The sequence below is a fragment of the Pantoea sp. EA-12 genome (assembly GCF_030053355.1).
Classification (GTDB): Bacteria; Pseudomonadota; Gammaproteobacteria; order Enterobacterales; family Enterobacteriaceae; genus Pantoea; species Pantoea vagans_C.
The window spans coordinates 154,069-173,458 of the sequence record NZ_JASGBY010000008.1 but is presented as its reverse complement, the minus strand read 5'-3'; the positions used below and the strand labels follow the sequence as shown (position 1 = coordinate 173,458).

Annotated in this window: 27 protein-coding genes and 1 pseudogene; 22 read left to right on the top strand and 6 right to left on the bottom strand. The window is 47.9% G+C overall.

The window, feature by feature from the left end; all coding sequences use genetic code 11:
• The first annotated feature begins 126 nt into the window (after positions 1-126).
• From QMZ30_RS14430 to QMZ30_RS14420, 3 genes and pseudogenes are all read left to right on the top strand, one after another.
• The gene (locus QMZ30_RS14430) at positions 127-1,047 is read left to right on the top strand and encodes an alpha/beta hydrolase (RefSeq protein ID WP_283227895.1); all 921 of its coding nucleotides are present in this window, start codon (positions 127-129) and stop codon (positions 1,045-1,047) included.
• Positions 1,047-1,979 (top strand): alpha/beta hydrolase, encoded by a 933-nt coding sequence (locus QMZ30_RS14425; protein WP_283227894.1) that lies wholly within the window; start codon positions 1,047-1,049, stop codon positions 1,977-1,979. The genes QMZ30_RS14430 and QMZ30_RS14425 overlap by 1 nt, the downstream gene beginning before the upstream one ends.
• A gap of 6 nt (positions 1,980-1,985) precedes the next feature.
• A pseudogene (locus QMZ30_RS14420) lies at positions 1,986-2,078 on the top strand (NAD-dependent dehydratase); the annotation flags it as partial.
• A gap of 193 nt (positions 2,079-2,271) precedes the next feature.
• On the opposite strand, the gene QMZ30_RS14415 reads toward QMZ30_RS14420, so the two are convergent.
• From QMZ30_RS14415 to QMZ30_RS14405, 3 genes are all read right to left on the bottom strand, one after another.
• Positions 2,272-4,074, bottom strand: a complete 1,803-nt coding sequence (locus tag QMZ30_RS14415; protein ID WP_283227893.1) for a DnaT-like ssDNA-binding domain-containing protein — start codon at positions 4,072-4,074, stop codon at positions 2,272-2,274.
• An 88-nt stretch (positions 4,075-4,162) separates the two neighbouring features.
• Complete coding sequence (locus tag QMZ30_RS14410) at positions 4,163-4,501, bottom strand: hypothetical protein (protein WP_283227892.1); 339 nt, start codon at positions 4,499-4,501, stop codon at positions 4,163-4,165.
• A gap of 97 nt (positions 4,502-4,598) precedes the next feature.
• Positions 4,599-4,817, bottom strand: a complete 219-nt coding sequence (locus QMZ30_RS14405) for a helix-turn-helix domain-containing protein (RefSeq protein WP_283227891.1) — start codon at positions 4,815-4,817, stop codon at positions 4,599-4,601.
• Positions 4,818-4,923: 106 nt separating this feature from the next.
• On the opposite strand from QMZ30_RS14405, the gene QMZ30_RS14400 reads away from it, so the two are divergent.
• Together QMZ30_RS14400 and QMZ30_RS14395 are read left to right on the top strand one after the other, a co-directional pair.
• Positions 4,924-5,565 (top strand): LexA family protein, encoded by a 642-nt coding sequence (locus QMZ30_RS14400; RefSeq protein ID WP_283227890.1) that lies wholly within the window; start codon positions 4,924-4,926, stop codon positions 5,563-5,565.
• A 907-nt stretch (positions 5,566-6,472) separates the two neighbouring features.
• Positions 6,473-6,739 (top strand): hypothetical protein, encoded by a 267-nt coding sequence (locus QMZ30_RS14395; RefSeq protein WP_283227889.1) that lies wholly within the window; start codon positions 6,473-6,475, stop codon positions 6,737-6,739.
• A 197-nt stretch (positions 6,740-6,936) separates the two neighbouring features.
• Here QMZ30_RS14395 and QMZ30_RS14390 read toward each other — a convergent pair whose 3' ends face one another.
• Complete coding sequence (locus QMZ30_RS14390; protein WP_283227888.1) at positions 6,937-7,431, bottom strand: hypothetical protein; 495 nt, start codon at positions 7,429-7,431, stop codon at positions 6,937-6,939.
• A 290-nt stretch (positions 7,432-7,721) separates the two neighbouring features.
• Here QMZ30_RS14390 and QMZ30_RS25905 point away from each other — a divergent pair, with 290 nt between their 5' ends.
• The 12 genes from QMZ30_RS25905 to QMZ30_RS14335 all read left to right on the top strand — a co-directional run bounded on the left by QMZ30_RS25905 (position 7,722) and on the right by QMZ30_RS14335 (position 14,785).
• Entirely contained in the window at positions 7,722-7,928 is a 207-nt protein-coding gene (locus QMZ30_RS25905; protein ID WP_502921482.1) for a ParE family toxin-like protein, read from the top strand.
• Positions 7,912-8,592 (top strand): pentapeptide repeat-containing protein, encoded by a 681-nt coding sequence (locus QMZ30_RS14385; RefSeq protein ID WP_283227887.1) that lies wholly within the window; start codon positions 7,912-7,914, stop codon positions 8,590-8,592. Before QMZ30_RS25905 ends, QMZ30_RS14385 begins: the two co-directional genes overlap by 17 nt.
• Before the next feature lie 48 nt (positions 8,593-8,640).
• On the top strand, positions 8,641-8,865 hold the full coding sequence (locus QMZ30_RS14380) for a hypothetical protein (RefSeq protein WP_283227886.1): 225 nt from the start codon (positions 8,641-8,643) through the stop codon (positions 8,863-8,865).
• A 217-nt stretch (positions 8,866-9,082) separates the two neighbouring features.
• Positions 9,083-9,505, top strand: coding sequence for a pentapeptide repeat-containing protein (locus QMZ30_RS14375; protein ID WP_283227885.1), 423 nt, complete (start codon positions 9,083-9,085; stop codon positions 9,503-9,505).
• Positions 9,506-9,597: 92 nt separating this feature from the next.
• The gene (locus tag QMZ30_RS14370) at positions 9,598-9,783 is read left to right on the top strand and encodes a hypothetical protein (RefSeq protein ID WP_283227884.1); all 186 of its coding nucleotides are present in this window, start codon (positions 9,598-9,600) and stop codon (positions 9,781-9,783) included.
• Positions 9,783-10,073, top strand: coding sequence for a host nuclease inhibitor GamL (gene gamL, locus QMZ30_RS14365; protein ID WP_283227883.1), 291 nt, complete (start codon positions 9,783-9,785; stop codon positions 10,071-10,073). The genes QMZ30_RS14370 and gamL overlap by 1 nt, the downstream gene beginning before the upstream one ends.
• On the top strand, positions 10,064-10,885 hold the full coding sequence (locus QMZ30_RS14360) for a PD-(D/E)XK nuclease-like domain-containing protein (protein WP_283227882.1): 822 nt from the start codon (positions 10,064-10,066) through the stop codon (positions 10,883-10,885). Before gamL ends, QMZ30_RS14360 begins: the two co-directional genes overlap by 10 nt.
• A gap of 2 nt (positions 10,886-10,887) precedes the next feature.
• Positions 10,888-11,976 carry a RecT family recombinase gene (locus tag QMZ30_RS14355; RefSeq protein ID WP_283227881.1) on the top strand — a complete coding sequence of 363 codons (1,089 nt, stop codon included), beginning with the start codon at positions 10,888-10,890 and terminating at the stop codon, positions 11,974-11,976.
• Positions 11,977-11,998: 22 nt separating this feature from the next.
• Positions 11,999-12,220: an ANR family transcriptional regulator gene (locus tag QMZ30_RS14350; protein ID WP_283227880.1), complete on the top strand. Its 222-nt coding sequence runs from the start codon at positions 11,999-12,001 to the stop codon at positions 12,218-12,220.
• A 202-nt stretch (positions 12,221-12,422) separates the two neighbouring features.
• Entirely contained in the window at positions 12,423-12,701 is a 279-nt protein-coding gene (locus tag QMZ30_RS14345) for a hypothetical protein (RefSeq protein WP_283227879.1), read from the top strand.
• 128 nt (positions 12,702-12,829) lie between these two features.
• Entirely contained in the window at positions 12,830-13,636 is an 807-nt protein-coding gene (locus tag QMZ30_RS14340) for a YadA-like family protein (RefSeq protein ID WP_283227878.1), read from the top strand.
• 369 nt (positions 13,637-14,005) lie between these two features.
• On the top strand, positions 14,006-14,785 hold the full coding sequence (locus QMZ30_RS14335) for a YadA C-terminal domain-containing protein (protein WP_283227877.1): 780 nt from the start codon (positions 14,006-14,008) through the stop codon (positions 14,783-14,785).
• Between the two features lie 134 nt (positions 14,786-14,919).
• Here QMZ30_RS14335 and QMZ30_RS14330 read toward each other — a convergent pair whose 3' ends face one another.
• Positions 14,920-15,600: an SOS response-associated peptidase family protein gene (locus tag QMZ30_RS14330; protein WP_283227876.1), complete on the bottom strand. Its 681-nt coding sequence runs from the start codon at positions 15,598-15,600 to the stop codon at positions 14,920-14,922.
• A 309-nt stretch (positions 15,601-15,909) separates the two neighbouring features.
• Between QMZ30_RS14330 and xisR the strand changes: the two genes are divergently transcribed.
• The 3 genes from xisR (at position 15,910) to ydfG (ending at position 18,213) form a co-directional block, all read left to right on the top strand.
• Positions 15,910-16,125, top strand: coding sequence for an excisionase family protein (gene xisR, locus QMZ30_RS14325; RefSeq protein ID WP_283227875.1), 216 nt, complete (start codon positions 15,910-15,912; stop codon positions 16,123-16,125).
• 2 nt (positions 16,126-16,127) lie between these two features.
• Positions 16,128-17,366, top strand: coding sequence for an Arm DNA-binding domain-containing protein (locus tag QMZ30_RS14320; protein ID WP_283227874.1), 1,239 nt, complete (start codon positions 16,128-16,130; stop codon positions 17,364-17,366).
• A 100-nt stretch (positions 17,367-17,466) separates the two neighbouring features.
• A complete protein-coding gene (ydfG, locus tag QMZ30_RS14315; protein WP_283227873.1) occupies positions 17,467-18,213 on the top strand; it encodes a bifunctional NADP-dependent 3-hydroxy acid dehydrogenase/3-hydroxypropionate dehydrogenase YdfG in 747 nt (248 codons plus the stop codon).
• A gap of 30 nt (positions 18,214-18,243) precedes the next feature.
• On the opposite strand, the gene QMZ30_RS14310 is transcribed toward ydfG, so the two are convergent.
• Positions 18,244-18,570 carry a YnfA family protein gene (locus QMZ30_RS14310; RefSeq protein ID WP_283227950.1) on the bottom strand — a complete coding sequence of 109 codons (327 nt, stop codon included), beginning with the start codon at positions 18,568-18,570 and terminating at the stop codon, positions 18,244-18,246.
• Positions 18,571-18,703: 133 nt separating this feature from the next.
• Here QMZ30_RS14310 and QMZ30_RS14305 point away from each other — a divergent pair, with 133 nt between their 5' ends.
• A complete protein-coding gene (locus tag QMZ30_RS14305; RefSeq protein ID WP_283227872.1) occupies positions 18,704-19,039 on the top strand; it encodes a DUF1283 family protein in 336 nt (111 codons plus the stop codon).
• Between the two features lie 52 nt (positions 19,040-19,091).
• Positions 19,092-19,388, top strand: coding sequence for a DUF1161 domain-containing protein (locus tag QMZ30_RS14300; protein WP_058973638.1), 297 nt, complete (start codon positions 19,092-19,094; stop codon positions 19,386-19,388).
• Positions 19,389-19,390 lie beyond the last annotated feature (2 nt).

Sequence of the window (19,390 nt, the reverse complement as noted above, 5' to 3'; positions counted from 1 at the left end):
TATGAGAAATTAATCATTTAAATGATAAGTCCAATCATGATTTTGGGTCTAATTATATTAATGATCAATAGCTATAGTTATCCCATCAAGCATGACAGATACCCGTCACCCCACATGAGGAACCGGATGATGAACCAGAAAATAAGCTTCATAAACAGCAATATCCCGACAATCTCTTTGTCAGCTGTGCTCTACTTTCCGCCCAGGTTTGATGAGAACCAAAAGTACCCGGCGGTCGTGGTTTCCCATCCTGGCGGAGGCGTAAAAGAACAAACCGCCGGAACCTATGCGGAGAAACTGGCTGAAAAGGGATTTGTTACCGTGGCTTATGATGCTTCCTACCAGGGGGAAAGCGGAGGAGAACCCCGTCAGTTGGAAAATCCCTATATCCGTACCGAAGACGTCAGCGCAGTGATTGATTATCTGACCACACTACCTTATGTCGACATCGCACGAATTGGCGCGATGGGAATTTGCGCCGGGGCTGGCTACACGGCCAATGCCGCGATTCAGGATCGTCGTATCAAAGCCATCGGAACGGTCAGTGCCGTTAATATCGGCTCGATGTTCCGAAATGGCTGGGAGAACAACGTGAAGTCCATTGATGCACTGCCGTATGTGGAAGCAGGTTCCAACGCCCGTACCGGGGATATCAGCAGCGGTGAAAATGCCTCCATGCCGCTGGCACCTCTGAAGGAGTCTGATGCGCCGAACGAGGAGTTGCGTCAGGCGTGGGAGTATTACCACACCCCACGTGCGCAATATCCGACAGCGCCCGGATACGCCACGCTGCGCAGCCTCAACCAGATAATTACCTACGATGCTTATCACATGGCGGAGGTGTACCTGACTCAGCCTCTGCAAATTGTTGCTGGTAGCGTAGCGGGAAGTAAATGGATGAGCGACGACCTGTACGATCGCGCCTCAAGCCAGGATAAGCGCTACCACATTGTCGAAGGCGCGAACCACATGGCGTTGTATGACGGTGAAGCATACGTCGCTGAAGCAGTTTCTGTATTAGCCCCCTTCTTCGAGGAGACGCTCTAATGAAACATGTTCAAATCCAGAACGCCGACATGGCCTGGCATATTGCCGCCAGCATTCAGTTTCCACCTGCGTTCGATGAGTCAAAGCAGTACCCCGCGATTATCAGCGTTCATCCTTTTGGCAGCTGTAAGGAGCAGACCTCTGGCAATGTCTATGGAAAAGCGCTGGCAGAAGCAGGTTATGTTGTGATCGCTTATGACGCCAGTTTCCAGGGGGAATCCGGCGGCTCCCCACGCTGGGTGGAAGATCCGACTCAGCGTGTAGAAGATATCAGTCGCGTAATTGATTACGCCGTAACCCTACCGTATGTCGATGCCCAACGGATTGGCGTGCTGGGGATTTGCGGCGGAGGTGGTTATGCCATCAACGCCACGCTGACGGAGAAGCGTATTAAAGCCGTAGCGAGTATTACTGGTGTTAATATCGGACGACTCTTTCGGGAAGGCTTCAGCAATTACGATCCGATCGGCACGCTGAATGCGATGGCGACGCAGCGTACAAATGAAGCCCGGGGCGGTGAGGTTCAGGTTAACGAACTGCTTCCTCCCAGCCTGGAAATGGCAGAGGCTAACGGGCTGACCGAGCGAGACGTCTTCGAAGCAACAGACTACTACAAAACGCCGCGCGGCCAGCAGCCAGGCGGCGCAACTCGAATGGTGTTCTCTCATGCGCAGAAAACACTGGCCTGGGATGCTTTCGCCTTTGCTGAAACGTTATTGACTCAGCCCGTGATGGTGGTGGTTGGTGAAAACGTGGGTGCTTTCGGTGCTTACAGGGATGGCATGGAAGTTTATGGCCGGGCCGTGGCTTCCCGTGACCGTCAGCTGGTCTCATTAGCTGATTTTTCGCATTACGAACTGTATGACAAACCGGAAGCGATAGGAGAAGCAATGGCTAAAGTCCTGCCGTTTTTTGCCACACATCTTGCTTAAAACATGATGCAGAACGTCCTGATCTTGTGCGCCAGCGGGCAGATTGCCCGCCATGTTATCAACCAGCGGGCAGCTAAATCTGGCGTCACACAAACGTTAATTATGAGCTGTTCAAATTGTATCCCGTAAACGCCTGACCGCATTCATTGCCGATATGATCAAAAAACCTGTATATATCGGTGTTAACCAGCCCAGGAGCGAGGCTGGATAAGAAGGTCCGTTGTTCGCTCATAGCTGCCTTACGAGCTTCAATTCTTCAACAAGTAAAACCGGTTTACTCGCGTTTGTCTTATCAGCCCCCATGAAACCCATCAGGTATTGCATAATCCATACTGGTGGGGATTGTGAAGTCCTGACGGCTCTGAGCACGTTTAGCCGCCCTCTTCCGCCCCTTACCGATAAAACGTGCCAGCTTCGTCTCCCACTGCTTCTGGGTGTGCTGTGCGCCCTCTTCCGACCAGTAATTTATAAATTCCGCCACTTCTAAATCTGTCGCTTCGTGCGACAGCGTGAGGCCGATGTACTGGGCGTTTGCCAGGAAGTCTGCTGACGGTGACCAGTCGGAAAACAGTCTGAATTTACCCGGCTCGCTCACCGCTTTTTCAGGCAATGGAGTCAGTTCGGCATGCCTGATTTTTCGGGTCACACAGGTTGCACTCTGGCCGTTTCGCCAGAGCGTAAAACTCTGAGTCACGTTGAGCTGCGCGTCGAATGGGTGCAGGTAGTTTCGTGGCTCTGACAGGACCACCGGATTTTGTTTGGGATGACCAGAGCGTTCCGGCCATGTGGGGTTTTGACCCTGGGCAGTTTTGATTTTGAATCTCATCGCCGCCTTGAAAAATTTCTCGTGCGCGCTGTGTGTTGTTTTATGTTTTGATCTTAGTGTTTTAGATCTTAAAAAACTAAAACGGGTGTGCGCACGCGAAGGTATAACACGCGAGAGGCGTCGCGGAGCGTAATCCGTGACGTTCTGCGTGATGCCAGAATCACCGACCGTAACGCATTCCGTGGCGCTCGAAGTGACGCCAGAATCCCAATGCGTAACGCTTTCCGCAATGCCCGAAGTGACGTCAGAATCACCGTGCGTAACGCTTTTCATGGCGCTCTGGGGGACGCGAGAATCATCCTCTGTAACGCTTTCCGCAACGCTCGGAGTGACGTGTGAACCACCGACTGTAACGATTTTCGCATCATCCGGAGTGACACAAGAATCACCGACCTTAACGCATTCCGCAATGCCTGGAGTGACGCCTGAATTACTGAGCGTAACGCTTTTCGCAACGCTCGAAGTGGCGCCCGAAGCACCGTGCGTAACGCTTGTCGCAACGTCCTGAGTGATGCCTTTAGCACGGTGCGTAACGCTTTCCGTGACGTTTGAAGCAACGACCGTAACGCATTCCGCAATGTTCGGAATGACGGCTGAACCACCGACTGTTTCATTAGATGCCCCGGCTGGGCTGCTATGCCGGTCTGTTACACGGTGTCGGGGAGAACTGAAAAAGACCTGCATCTCTTTTCCATTGATGATGACCGAGCCAAGTCGGGTCATTCTTCCCTGTTCATCGTAGGCCACATCATTGTTGATGACGGCCTTCTCATTTTTAAAACGCGAGCAATTAGCAAGTTCAGCAGCAGCCTTTCTTCCTTCAATAATCCAGTGCCTGACCTTAAGCTTCCTCCGGTGACGCTTTTGCCTCAATGCAGCCTGTGCCTTTTTGGCTTCCGCCTTCAGTTGTTCCCTTTTCATTGCTGGTATCAGCAAGCAATTCTTCTTTTTGTCATATTTAATCCATCCCACCTTCTGCATGGCCTGACCGAAACCGGGATAGTCCACGATGTAATCGACATATGAGAGATCAGCATCAGGTATCACGCCCTTTCGGACATGATGTTTGGCAGCAGACCAAAACTTCACCAGCCCGGTTACAGTGTTATCTTGATGGTCACGAACTGCTTCTTGTTTTAAACGCTTTTGCATGGCCGGGTCATATTCTTCACCTTCTTCGCAAATCAGAGTCGGAAGATGCTGCGCCAACAAATGCGCCTTTGAACGGGAAGATGGGGGTGCTGGTGTGTTCTTTTTTTCAGCGTTCATTTCCTGGTCCTAAACTCAAATTGCAGCCGTTTACTTACACGGCTGCTGCTGACATAATCGAGATGGTTTCTAACGAAACTGTTCTGCACTAAACCCCGGCACTGTTACCGCAGTCCGGGGTTTTCTCTTTTGTGCGATCCAGTTCATACTCGGCAAACTGAATGGACACGGTGAGAAGCCATCGATACTGATCCAGCGGCACTTTCATCTCCCCCCTTAACACAAAATCCTCTACCCCACTTGCTGCCAGCGTTTCCATGATTTCTGGATATTTTTCTGTTCGACGGAGAATGGTGGAGTCAGCCACGTTCAGTCGGCGGGCTACTTCAGTTTGGCGGGTTTTGAGTAATGCCTTATGGGCAGAAGCAAGCAAATGCCTTCCCTGGCAGGCGTAACTTTGGCTTTTGCTTGGATTTGCATTGTGCATGAATTTAACTCCTGTAACGGGTGGGATTAGGAGCATTCAAACAACGTTCCGTGAGAATGCTCAGGTAACGAAAACTGCTTTTACATCTTAAAGTTATTTACTGAACTACCTCTGAAGTGGGTGGATAGATGTCATCAATTGAGCAAGGGCACCCCAGACTTTCTAAACCCATCACTATCTTCCTGCAGTCCTCCAGACCTGGCGTGCGGAGGTTATTCTCGTAATTTGATAAACGTGAAGGGATCCAGCCAATTGCTTTGGCGAGACAAGCCTGGGAAACCCCGATTTGCTTTCTTAATGTGGCTATCTGGTTCATAGAGCGCTCCCGCGTACTTAAGTCAAATATTATTAGACACAATTTGTGGGATGAGGTCAATTACCGTGTATAATGCATTCACGTTGTGTGAAAATGAGCGATAATTATGCCAAGCAAAATTGGAGAAAGGATTAAAAAACAGAGGGATAGCCTAGGATTAAGCCAGGCTGAACTCGCTAAAGTTTGCGGCTGGCCTACTGCTTCAAGGCTGGGAAACTATGAACTTGAGGTCAGGAAATTAAGCGCAGATGATGCCGAAATACTGGCAAGAGCATTGAATGTAACCCCTGCATTTCTGCTGTTTGGTGATGAAGCTATCAACGTTCTTAACGAGTTTAATTATCCAGTCTTGCAAGCAGAAAAGCTTCTAAAACAGAGCCTTGATGAACTTTTAGCTGACGAAGAAATCATCACTGCCCCATCTGGTACCAAGGCAGGAAACCGGGCATTCTGGTATGAAGTCATGGGCCATTCAATGACAGCTCCTTTAGGAATGAGACCAAGCTTTCCTGAAGGAATTTTGGTTCTTTGCGATCCTGATCACACCCCTGACCCAGGTGATTTCTGCCTGGTAAAACTGATTTCAGAGAATGAAATCGCATTCAAAAAATTTGTTAAAGAAGATGGGAGAGGCTGGCTTGAACCTCTTAACACTGCAACCCGTTACCAAACCATTCCTCAAAATGACTCTGCCTTAATTATTGGCAAGATTGTTGCCGCTGCCTGGCCAAATACTCTTTTCGCATGAAATCTCCAGCTAACTTTGGCTCGATACTGGGCCAAAGTTTTTTCTGATCAAATTCAACAACCTAGATCTATTTCAATGAATGATCACAAAATGAGGTTGATCACACGATGATATAGGTTTAAGTTTGAATTAAGGGCATACATGACACACTACGTGAACTCATGAATGCATATTTGGTAGTCTGGTTTTCAAAAGAGTTGACCGCCAAAGAGGTCTGTACGGCTCAGTAAAGTCGGGCGGGAGGAGCACAGGAGTGCGATATCCCGAAGAGGCAAAACCCACCCTTTCTCGCAACAAAAGACATGGCACTGGCCAGTGTCATGTCCTTTGTTGGAGAAGGAAGCATGAAACGCACTACCGTTGTATGCCCGCTTTGCAAAAGGCGCTTCGACCCACGAACGCCTCTGACTCACATCAAGACTTATCACCGCAATGCCAGTGATTTTGATCTGACGAGGATTCGTGATGCCCGACGTGGCTGTTTTGGGCAAAGCAAACCTCAAAAACAAAAATCGCCCTGCTTATCCATATTTTTAATGAAAACAAGCAAGGCCTGACGTTTAATCCTCGACCTAAAAAAACATTCAGAGGTGAAATGAGAGAAAAGATGAATTTATTCAGCAAAATGAATAACGATTAGATTATAAATTCTTCGTCAGGAAGTAATTCTGACTCCTCGTCTAGTCATATCGCGTAGCGATTTAGCCCAACTTGCCGGGCGTACGGTATCAGGCCGTCCACCTGCATACCTGTAATACTTTCCCGCCTCGTGCGGGATTTTTTTCGCCCCAGTTAAATGTGCAACTGGCTGTGAAATCCACCAGCAGTTTTTACCACTCGTTGTTCAACCCGTTAGCTCCCCCCCACTTTCTCAGCCTTAACAGGCTCAATTAACCCAGGAGTTCCTGTGAAAAATCGCGAAGCAGCAGTCAGCATTAAACAGTCGGTATTAATGGTTGTGCGTGAACTAAGCATCTCAGTCGGTAATATTTATGAGTACGAGGGTGAGGGACATGTAACTAAAGAGGAGTCAGAGGAGTACATGGAAAAAGTGCAGGTCTCACTCGATAATATTATCAGTGAAATTCTGGAACCCCTGTATACGGTACATCCAGACTTACGTCCCAAATGCTGCGGGTGTGAACAGCAGCATGAATCTGAGCAACAGCAGTAATAGTTATTTATTCAGGTTAATGAATGTCGTTATCCGTTATAAATAACCCGTGATGTATCTCGCCTGACACCACACAATCAGAAAGTATAACAAACACCATTCAGCCTCATCGTCTGGTGAAAATTAATCCTGAACAATATTATCCCGGCATAGCCGGGATTTTTTCGGCTAAACATCTTCATCCGCATCAGTCGTATTTAATGCGGAAAGGGTCTGACATTCTGGTACATTTCGCGAAAGGGGACTTTCTGCATTCTATACTCATTTTTACACTGAGGGCAGTAATGAATAAAAAATCCGGCATGCTGGCTGCGTTCAGTCTTAGGCTGAAGGATCGCTATCCTGCTCTCACTGTAGCAATGGGCACAAAGATAGTGATACTGGAAGTTCTCAGCATCCGTTTTCTTTAACCGGTATACCGTAGAGCCGCCATCGGTTGTATGAAGTTCGTAATTGCCGCCCTGCACTGCAAATATCTCGATTTTTCTCTTTTGCTCGCGAAGTTCCATCGTGACCTGTCTCTCTGCCTGATATAGGCCAGACAACTCTGCATTCAGCATCTGCAACTCCGTAATCTTCTCGGATAACTCACCAGCTGCCTCGCGTATAAGCGACTCATCCCGGCCATCCTTGATGACTTTAAGTAACTCGAATGCTTGTCTGGCAACGTTGAAGCCTGTGATCACATCCATTGTACGTCTCGGTGCTGTAGGGGTTCGGGGATGCTACCACCAATTCTCGCTGTAGGGGTACACGGGAACCACCTCGCCTGATGTGGTTAAAAGCAGGCATTAATAACCTTCCAGTGGTTCTCTCACTCATCAGGAGTAAACAATGGTCTATCGATACCGATATGGCTGGCACATTTTTACCGCCAGTTCTCTCAGACGCATGAAAGTCTTTGCCAGTTTCAGAGAAGGCATTCGCTGGGTGTTCATTCAGAAAATTGCAGCGGCATGCGCAGAGGCCTTGGTGGTCAACCATGAATAAACACAAGGCACCTCAGCGGGTGTACATCCGGGCGCGCTGTCTCCTCAGGCAATGGCGTCTGGGACAAATAAAACCGCGGCGATCTATCCGGCATGGCTATCTTTCCATCTGTGTAACTCCCTCCTGGCGTCTTCTTTCCAAAAACGGAGGGAGAAAGTGGGTATTACTGAGTCACGCCGATTATGACAAAGAACTCTGAACAGGAATTAAACGATATGCATGACATTTCAGCCTTAGTTAATTCAGATACATCTCCCGGGAATGTAATGTGCGAGGATGAATTATCGGCGTTACTACAGGAACATCATGTCTGGCTGGCATCAGCCGGTGAAGAGGGAAAAAGATTAGTTCTGAATTACAGGAATTTATCCAATCAATGTTTCTATAACGCCAACCTGGAGAAATCAATTTTTACCAAATGCGATATGAGTAGCTGCAATTTTAGTCGCGCGAAATTACGCCATGCTGCATTAAATGGATGCGATATGAAGAGAACGAACTTCTCACATGTAAAATTCGAATATGCATCGCTGAGTTACTCAAGATTTTTCTGCACTGATTTTTATGATGCCAATCTGCGCCTCGCCGATTTAACGGGTACCAACCTCAAAGGCGCTCATTTATTTGGTACGCGGTTACCTGCTGACACCTGGCTTATTCTCGGTGAGAAGTACAGCATTCAAATTATGCATGGCGTAACGTTAAGTGCAGGTTGTCAGGTTCATAAAATTGAAGACTGGCGACGCTTCCGACAAAGCGAGATTGAATCCATGGATGGCGAACGGGCCGTTAAATTTTATCCCAGACTGCTCGATATTCTTGACGCTTATTTAGGGAAAGGAGAAAGACCCGACTGGCTTTAACACGCGCAACCCTTTTGCCCCCTGTATCTTCAACGCGGAGTAGATTCTGTGAAAATTACCTATATCACTGATGGCGAACATTCCATGCTAATCATTCAATCCTGTCTTTTGCGTTTGCTGTCTCATGCCCGGGTGGCTAATGCAGCGATTAGCGCTGCACCTGGTGCGACGGTAACCACCTCTGGACTCTTTTGCCTGAAAACAGTCATTTCAGGTGATACACCAGCCATTTTTGAAGCCCGGGCAGCAGCCAGACGTGAGGAGTTTAAATGAATGCTGCATTTCGTTGTATTACTCACCCTTTTTCAACCATTAAGCCTTCCGCACTGTCGTCCCGGTCAGTCATCTGATTCAGGCATGTTTAATCGTTACGGACTGCGTCAGCAGGACCGTTGTTCCACACATCCTTTTCCCATCCGACCTGACGCAATGAATCTGGCAAGTCGTTCTCTTACTGCTGCAACTGTCCCTTAAGCAAAGGAGCAACATCATGAACCCATCACAACTGGAAACCGTCCTGCGTGCCCATAAAGCGTGGTTACACTCACATGGTCAGAATGGAAAACGCGCCGATCTGAGTTTTATGGACCTGAGAGATGCACCCCTGAATGACGCCGACCTTGCGGGTGCCATTCTGATTGGTGCAAATTTACAGGGAGCCTGTCTGAACAACACTCTCCTGTGCGGCGCATTTATGCCTTTTACCAACCTGTCCGGCGCCAGTATGAACAACGCCGACTTCAGCCGCGCACGCCTAATGGCTGCGAATCTGCGTAATGCAGATATGCGCACAGCCAGACTTACAGGTGCCGATTTACAGGGTGCTCTGACCGAAGGTGCCCGGTTACCGGATAACAGGGCAAAAACTCGTCTGAATATGGTTGCAATTGAAATCATCGTTATCAGGCGCTGAGTTAAATCCAGAACTGCCCCCCTTTAATCTCACTTGGCCCCTTTTCTTCACAGCAATAGCCCTGACCCAACCCACTAACAGGAACCTTACCCATGATGAATCAACGCATCAGGGGCGATGCCGCCTGCGCTCGTCCTTTTCATCCCATTCGCTCTGTCGAGTTCAGCCGTAAAAACATTCTGAACAGCGAAAGTTTCCGTCGTAAACCGCCTAAACCGTTGCTGCAGGTTCTGACCGATCGACTGACCGAAATGATTCTTCAGGAGGGGCAGCCTTGATGCCCTATATCCAGCTCGAACGCCGTAAGGAACAACTCGACGCCGAAGAGCAGGCCGCTATTGAGAAAGAACAATGGATCGACGATGAAGCCGCCCGCCTGCTCACCTGCTTTCCAGACAAACTCAGTGAATTTCGGCCCTCTCAACTGCACCCACAGGCCAGTCAGTGCTGCACCGGTGCCAGTGCAAACGCTGAGTATCAGGATTTCATTCTCAACCTCGTTTACCTCCAGGCAAATCAAAATTATGACCTGCAGGTATTACTGAAATGGGAGGAACCATGCCAGTAAAACCCGGTGTGTATCACGACATCAGCAACGCGGATTATCACGCGGGGCCAGGCGTCAGTAAGTCACAGCTTGATGATGTAGCGCTTAACCCTGCCATCTATAAATGGCGTAAAGATGCCCCTGTCGATACGGAAAAAACAGCAGCACTGGAGATGGGCAGTGCCCTACATTGCATGCTGCTGGAACCTGATGAGTTCGACAGGCGGTATGTCGTCGCGCCCTCATTTAACCGTCGAACCAGTAAGGGAAAAGAGGAGGAACAGGAGTTTCTGGATGACAGTAGCCGGATGGGTATGACCGTGCTCGATGCAGAACAGGGACGCAAGCTCCTGCTCATGCGTGACAGTGCGATGGCTCACCATGCAGCAAGATTTCTTCTGAAAGAAAACGGGTATTGCGAATCGTCGGTTTACTGGCGTGACAGTGAAACAGAGGAGCTTTGTAGAATTCGACCGGATAAATACCTGTCCGACCGCCCTGTCATTATTGATGTGAAGAAAATTGCAGACATGTCTCGCTTCTCTCGTCACATCGAGGAGTTCCGTTACCACGTGCAGGCCGCGATGTACTGTGAAGGTTTTTACAGGTGCTTCGGCGAATACCCTCAGTTTGTTTTTATTGCCGTCAGTGAATCGATCGACTGCGGCCGTTACCCCGTCAGGGTTTTTGAGCTTGATGACGAAGACATGCATTCAGGTAAAAAACTCTTCCGCCAGAATCTCAACACCTACCACCACTGCCGCCTTCACGATCACTGGGGTGGCATTGAGACAATCCAACGCCCGGCCTGGGCACGCAGACAGGAGTATTAATTATGGAGACCCAACTGATGGAGTCTACGTCAGAAAATACCAGCACGGCGGCTACCATTTTCAGCCCTGATGCACTGGATAAGCTGGTGCGCTTCGCCGAGATTATGGCCTGCAGCCGGGTGACAGTTCCTGCGCATCTCACCGGTAAAGCCTCAGACTGCCTGGCCGTCACGATGCAGGCTTTGCAGTGGCGTATGAACCCGTTTGCTGTTGCCCAGAAGACCTTCATGGTTAACGGCGTGCTGGGTTATGAGGCTCAGCTTGTTAATGCCGTCATCACCACCATGGCCCCCACCCGCGATCGCATTCAGTACGCATGGTTTGGTCCCTGGGAAAAGGTCATTGGCAAATTCGTTGAAAGAACCTCACCCAAGGGAAACAAGTACGCGGCCCCCGGTTGGACACTTGCAGATGAAACCGGCTGTGGTGTTCGTGTCTGGGCAACAATGAAGAATGAGGAAGAGCCACGCGAGCTGGAAATCTTGTTAACACAGGCGCAGGTGCGCAACTCAACACTGTGGGCAAGTGACCCGAAACAACAGCTTGCCTATCTTGCCGTCAAACGCTGGGCGAGGCTCCATTGTCCGGATGTTATCCTTGGCGTTTACACACCAGACGAGATCGACACAGCCCCACCTGTTGAACGTGATATCACCCCGGGGAAATCTGCCGATTTAAACGCACTGATCAATCAGTCCAGGCAGGAAGCCGAGGGTGGCGGGAAACACATCGAAGCCGTCGAAGTCGAAGCATCTGGTGTTGAGCAAAGTGCGTCCGAAACTCCGCCGCCGGCGCTACCGCCCAACCCACCAGCACCTCAACCTGTCGTACCTGCGTCAAAACCAACTCCACGTCCCACAAGGACATCAAAAGCCAAACAGACAGAAGAGGATAATCAGGAGCGAACCCCTGATAAATTGCTGGCCGATTTTTGTGAGGCTGCGTTGAACGCGGAAACCGTCAGCGCGGTGGCCCGATGCTATGCCTACGCATCAAAGGTTCTGGCTGCTACGCCAGAATTGCTTGAAAAGGCAACCGATGTCTTCCTGGTGAGAAAAGCCGAAATCGAAGAAGCAGTCAGTCTGAAATAATTTAGTGAATACAGGTATTAAAATGAGCCAGGGAATGAGTGTCAGAAGAACTGTTCGTAACAACCGGTATTATTATGTCGCTGAAGCAGCTGCCATTGCAGAAGGTTTTGGTGAATACGAAAGAGCCGGGAAACTCTGGTTAAAAGCGATGATGCTGGCCAGGAGGCAGGTTAATGCTGAATGGTCAGAACATCGCAGCCAGTATTGTCAGAGTGTTTTACGTAATGGATGGTCTGAAAAATAGTCTTATATATCATTTTGCCAACACCACTCTTTTTAAATACAGAGATGAAACATTCACTTTTCTGACTTCATCTAAAAAAGCCCAGGTGATAGATTTCTATCACTCAAGAGCATGGTGAAGTCGGCAAATAAAAATCACATCAAGAATTTCACTAAATCAGAATAACGCAGGGATACTCCTGTTTTTTAACTGAGAGGCATTCATGAACAAAAAGCTATTGCACTATATAGATTGTCATTTAAACAATTCCACCGCAGAGCATATGGAACAACTGGTTTATATCATCGCTAAGCTTTCACTGATATCGACACCAGTTGCATGGATCGTGAAACTCCCCGGAGAGGCTCAGGACAAGCTTTTCCTGAGCCATGCGGATGCATCCAGTTACATTGACTTAAAAGGGCGACCTGTCGATTATATTGCCCCCCTTTATACAACGGTAAACGTGGACGTAGCTACTTCAGGCATCAAACGAAATTAATCAATTACTCGAATTAAGGTAGGAACACACGCTTACCTTCTGGCGATGCCAACTGATATCCCTTCAAATCATATAAATCCAAATAACCCTCTACTTGAATTATGAACAAAACACAAGGAAACTTACAAGTGAAAAACAAACTTGCGCTGATTGCAGTCATCATTTCACTCTTAGCATCATATCCTGCATACTCCATAAACGGCTCTTTGAAAAAGAGAATAAGCAACGTTGATAAAATAGCCAAAGAAAACACCGGAAAGATAGATACTAATCAAAAAAACATAGGTGACAACAGCACCAAAATTGGCACTAATACTGAGAATATCGGCACCAATGCAAAAAACATAAAAAGCAATTCAAAAAAGATCGACACCAACGGTGGGAATATCGGCACCAATGCAAAAAACATAAAAAGCAATTCAAAAAAGATCGACACCAACGGTGAGAATATCGGTACTAATGCAGAAAACATAAAAAGCAATACAAAGAAAATCGACATAAACGGTCAGAACATCGGCACTAATGCAGAAAAAATCAAGAATAACGAAATTAAAATAGACTCTCATAATGAAATGATAGTCAGGCTTGAAAACAAAAGTTCTGAAAACACCAGATCAATAAAGCTCCTGACTGATGAATTTCACGGATTTGAAAGCGAGACGAAAGAACGATTTTCACAAATGGGTAAAACGATTTCTAAAAACCATAAGAAAGCTATGGCGGGGATAAGTGCCGCGATGGCAATGAATGCGATTCCTTACATAGAGGGGAAATCCATTAGTATGGGACTAGGCGGCGGTTCTTACGGCGGACAGGGCTCGATGGCTTTCGGATCACAATTCAGAGTGAGTGATAATATTAAGAGTGGCACCTACTTAAGCTATGACAGCAATAGGAATATTGGTGTTGCAGCAGGAATGTCATTTGGTTGGTAACCCAAAAAAATTAAACGACAGCATAAATTTCTGTAATTTTCATGCCAAAAGCCTCATCCATAGATGAGGCTTTTGGCATGAGGAGTTAAAAATGATGGCGCATCCACCTTATTAACCACCTTGTCCTTTGAGGACGCGATTTTTAGCGTTAACAGTAAAACTGTCTTAACATTTTTCACATTGAAACTTTCAACGCCCCCTGGAATTCAGTAAAAAAAACAGCCTTCAACCTTCAGTTTTAACACTGATGCAAAATATCATAGCAACTTACCAAACATTTTTTATTCACATCAGTAGTGAATGAGAAATCAGGCACCTTTTATATTCACACCCAACATACCTAAATCCAATAAAAAGGAAGTAGTAATCATGAAGTCGAACCAGAAATTAATTTCACTGGTAATAACAGTGTCTTTATTTTCTCAAGCGCACGCTAATGTTGCTCTTTTCCACCCTGGAAAACATAAAACAGATGTCAGCAGCATGAAAGAGGATATCGAACACAACCGTGAGCAAATTTTCACTGATGGTGTTGAGCTCAACTCGTTAAAAATGAAAGTTAATGACCAAGAGTCGAAGATAAACTTTAACAAGCAACAATCTGATGAGCACAAAAAAGACATTGATAATAATAAAAACAACATCAACACCAATAAGGGAAAAATTGAAGAGCAACAAAAGGAAATAAACAATAACGGATTAAACTTATTCTTTGATGAAATAAACATCAAAGAAAACCAAAATGAAATACTCGCCAACACCAAAGACATCGCAAATAACAACAAGAAAATATCTGATGCAAGCGGTCTGATATCAGAAAACACAAAAAAAATAACTCAACTAAACATCAATCAACAGCGGTTTGAGACGAAAACCGAACGTAAGTTCTCTGCTATGGATAAACGCATCGGTGACAATCATCACAAAGCTATGGCTGGTGTGAGTTCCGCTATGTCAATGTCGGCCATACCCTTCGTTGAGGGAAAACGTTTTAGTTTCGGTTTTGGAGCGGGCTCTTATGGTGGACAGGGTGCGACAGCGCTAGGTACTAAAATAAAACTTACCCCTAACTTAAATGTCAGCGCATATGGAAGCTATGATTCATCTAGCAGTATTGGTGTGGCCGCAGGCATATCATTCGGTTGGTAGTCACAGTTGAGGTCTGAATGGTCGTATAGTGATGCATGAGCACTGTGGTGAGTTGATGAACATCACGCTCATGCATTTATAAGTCATTCCACTCTCAGCAGTTTCCCTCAGGATATTGAATCAGTAAGCCTCTTTCATTTGTCCTGGTCACCAGTTGCTTCTAATAAATACCTTCCCTGATTATGAACATTCCCCACCTTCCTGCTGACTGAGTGCCAGGTAAAATACTTCTCTTGTAAGGCGGCATCATGAGCAATCTCCCGTGCGCGTTCCGGGCTGGTTTCTGCACTGAGCCATTCGCGCACGGCATCAGAACTCAAAACCAGTGGGCGACGATCATGGATATCCACCATGCCTTTGCTGCTCGCTGCCGTCACAATGACGAAGCCTTCATGGCCATGGTCTTTATCGTAAGGCGCTTTGCCGATGGCAGCGAAGAACAATGGTTCTTTCTTCTTGTGATAAATCAGGTAAGGCTGCTTTTTGTCGCCGTCCCGCTTCCATTCATACCAGGCATCGGCCGGCACAATCGCACGGCCATGATTCCAGAGGGGTTTAAACATTCGGCCGCTCGCAGCTGTTTCGCCACGGGCATTTATAAGCGGCTGTTTGTCCCACCATTCAGGGCCATAACCCCAGTAAACATGATCAAGGTGCAACTCCTCGTCCCGCTCGTTGAGCAATAGCACTTTGGTACCAGGAGCAACGTTAAAGCGCCCTATCGGTTCATGGTCATAAAGGATTTCATCAGGCTTCAGACCCAGAAATTCGAAATAGTCGTCTCGGCTGCTGTACTGCGCGAATCTTCCACACATATGCACCTCCAGTTATAAGGATAGCGTGCAATCTTCACACGGGATTCACTTCAACTTAATTAGTCTTCAGTCAGCATGCCTCAAGGCGTAGACGAAAGTGTCGATCCGGATGTGTCCATAGCAGAAATAACATCCAACGTTAGCAGCGATATAAACTACATATCCAGAATGATTTTCCTCGCGGCTGAGTTCAGTTGGCTTAAGATAAAGCTGTCCATTACAGTCCCATACACCAACACATTATTCGACTCATTCCCTTTTCAGGTTTAATGAATTATTCAGTATTCGAAAATCCGATCGAGATAGCATATGGCTCAAATCATTTTTAATGAAGAATGGATGGTTCAGTCTAAGCTCATGCAACGTACTGGCCTGAATGAGAACCAGATAGAGAATTACAGAATTAACTGCTGGATTGAAGGGGTGCATTTTAAACGTGTATCACCTAAAGGGAACCAAAACAGTAAAAGAGGGACGACCTGGTACAACTATCCAAGGATTAACAAGTTTATTCAGGATTCATGATTATGGCTGCATTACCAACGGGTGTGGAAATCAGAAACAAGAGCATTTGCATCTGGTTTATGTACCGCGGTAAGAGATGCCGTGAAACGCTAAAAGGCTGGATTAACACGCCAGCTAATATAAAAAAAGCGGGCAGCTTACGCACAATTATTGTCAGCGAAATTAACCTGGGTGAATTCAATTATCATGAACGCTTCCCTGGCTCGTCCCGCTTATCACAATTCGATACAACCCAAAAAATAGAAACCTTTGGCGATCTAATAGATATGTGGATGGAAGGTAAGAAGCCTGAGGTTTCAGCGAACACGCTAAAGGGGTACATCTCCACAGCGAGAGTTGTCAGGCGCATTGTTGGTGACGAGACCCCAATCAAAAACATCCGGCATAACGATATTCTTTTTTATCGCAGCGAGTTTCTGAATGGCATGACATTGTATGCGCACGGTTCGAAGCAGAACCGGAAAGGCCGTAAAGTGCGCACTGTGCAGTCATACATGCAGATGTTAGGACGGGTTATGGATTTCGCCTGTCGTTGCGGTTTTATCGAAGATAAACCGCATGAGGGTATCAAGCCGTTAAAACGCATAAAGGGTAAGCCTGATCCCCTACTCAAGCATGAGCTAAAGCAACTGATTATTGCCTCACGCGGTCAGGCTAAAAACCTCTGGCCATTTGCCGTGTACTCAGGTCTACGCCACGGAGAGCTTGCAGCGCTTGCATGGGAAGATGTCGATCTTGATAGAGGCGTCATCCACATCAGGCGCAATCTGACCAGCGTAAAGCAGTTCGGACCGCCAAAGACGAACGCCGGCATCCGCACTGTTCACCTTCTAAAACCGGCCATAGCAGCTTTACGCGCTCAGCTGGAGCTGACCGGACATAAACCTCCCATAAGGATCACGTTTCATCCTCGTGAGTATGGGAAAACTGAGGAGCAGAATGTTCGATTTGTGTTCGTGCCTAATCGTCTGGACCAAGAGGAAAAGCCCTGGTTTTCGACCAGCGGGATTAGCAGTCGGTGGGATGCAGCGATCAAACGGGCAGGAATACGACGCAGAACGCCTTACCAGACAAGACACACCTACGCATGCTGGATGTTGTCGGCTGGGGCCAATCCAACATTCATAGCCACTCAGATGGGCCATGAGAACGCGCAGATGGTTTATGATGTGTATGGTTCCTGGATTGGGGAGTTAAGCGGCAGTCAGGTTGACATGCTCAACACTGTGCTGGCAATTTAGTGTCATGCCCCCTGTATGCCCCTTTTTACTTTCGTGATTGGTTTTCATACTTAAAATCAATTGGTTAACATTGACGTACAATTGTTTAAGGAACAGTGAGATGATTATTTTTGTTACCGGCGCTACTGCTGGTTTTGGTCAAAGTATCACCCGCCGCTTCATTGCTACAGGTCACAAGGTGATCGCCAGCGGACGCCGCGCTGAGCGTTTAAAAGAGCTGAAAGATGAGCTTGGCGACAATCTGTATACCGTTCAGTTGGATGTGCGCAATCGTGCCGCTATCGATGAAGCTATTGCGGCTCTACCCGCTGAGTGGCGCGATATTGATGTGTTGGTGAACAACGCGGGCCTGGCGTTGGGTGTTGAACCGGCGCACAAAGCCAATATCGAAGACTGGGAAAATATGATCGACACCAACAACAAAGGCTTGGTGTACATGACTCGCGCGGTGCTGCCTGCCATGGTGGAGCGCAACGTTGGTCATATCGTTAACATTGGCTCCATCGCGGGGAGCTGGCCATACCTGGGCGGTAACGTGTATGGCGCAACCAAGGCCTTCGTCCGTCAGTTCAGCCTCAACCTGCGCACCGATTTACACGGCACGGCGCTGCGTGTTACCGATATTGAGCCTGGTTTAGTGGGCGGTACTGAATTTTCCAACGTGCGTTTCAAAGGTGACGATGGTCGCGCCGATGCGGTTTACGAAGGCACTACCGCACTGACCGCGGAAGACGTGACTGAAGCCGTTTTCTGGGTAACCACCCTGCCTAAGCACGTTAACATCAATACATTAGAGATTATGCCCGTTGCCCAGACCCTCGCGGGTTTGAAAGTGCACAAAGGTTAACCGATGCCCAAGGGCGCACAGCCGTGCGCCCTATGCGCGACCCCATCCCGTGACGATAATCAGCATCCCGCAGAATGCGACCAGCGCGCCAATCCAATCCCAGGTACTGAGCTTTACGCCATCCACCACGCGCAGCCAGATCAGTGCTGTCATCACGTAAACACCGCCGTAAGCCGCGTACACACGTCCACTGGCGGCCGGGTGCAACGTCAGCAGCCAGACAAACAGGGCGAGGCTCGCTGCAGCAGGGATCAATAACCATGCCGTCATGCCTTTCTTCAACCACAGCCACGGCAAGAAACAGCCAACAATTTCGGCAATCGCAGTGATAAAAAACAGTAACGTGGTTTTCACCAGCATAAAAATGTTCACTCCAGGTTAAACAAACGGCTCACCGCTGGTGAGTAAAGAAGCAGCGATGATATACTAACGCCCATGGTTGTAACAGCCGACCAAGCGGCTGTGCTGGTGTTAACTTAAGGAAATGACAATGAAAAATCTGTTTTCTGCCCTGCTGGCTGCCGTATTGACTTCCAGCGTGCTGCTGGCCGCGCCATTGGCTGTGGCTAAAACTGACCGCGTGATCATTGAAGATGGCAACAGTGCTGCCAGCAATGAAGCGGCACGTCAAAGCCAGGAACAATGGAATGACACGAAAAATCTGCGCGGTAAGGTCAATACGCGTGTGGAGAAAGAGTTTGATAAAGCGGACAAAGCTTTTGATACCCGTGACGCCTGTGAAAAGAGCTACAACGTGAACGCCTATTGGGAACCCAATACCCTGCGTTGCCTTGATCGCCGCACTGGGCGTACTGTCGCACCTTAATTCGCTGTTGCTGCTATAGTTTTCATGGGAATTCAGAACCAAGGAGAGTGTGATGAAAAAACGTAATGCCGTTGTATTGATGGCGATGCTGGCCCTGCCAGTATTGGCCCAAGCATCCTGTGAAAGCGTTAAAGCCGATATCAGTAAGAAGATCGTCAATAACGGCGTGGCCGAATCGGACTTCTCGCTGGATATCGTCCCCAATGACCAGGCCGATCAGGCTGGCGGTCAGGTGGTGGGCCACTGCGAGAATGATACTCAGAAAATCGTCTACAAGAAGAATGGCCGTGATGCGGAAAGCAATGTTCCGGCCAGCGCAGGCAGCTCACAAGATACCCCTGCACAGTAATG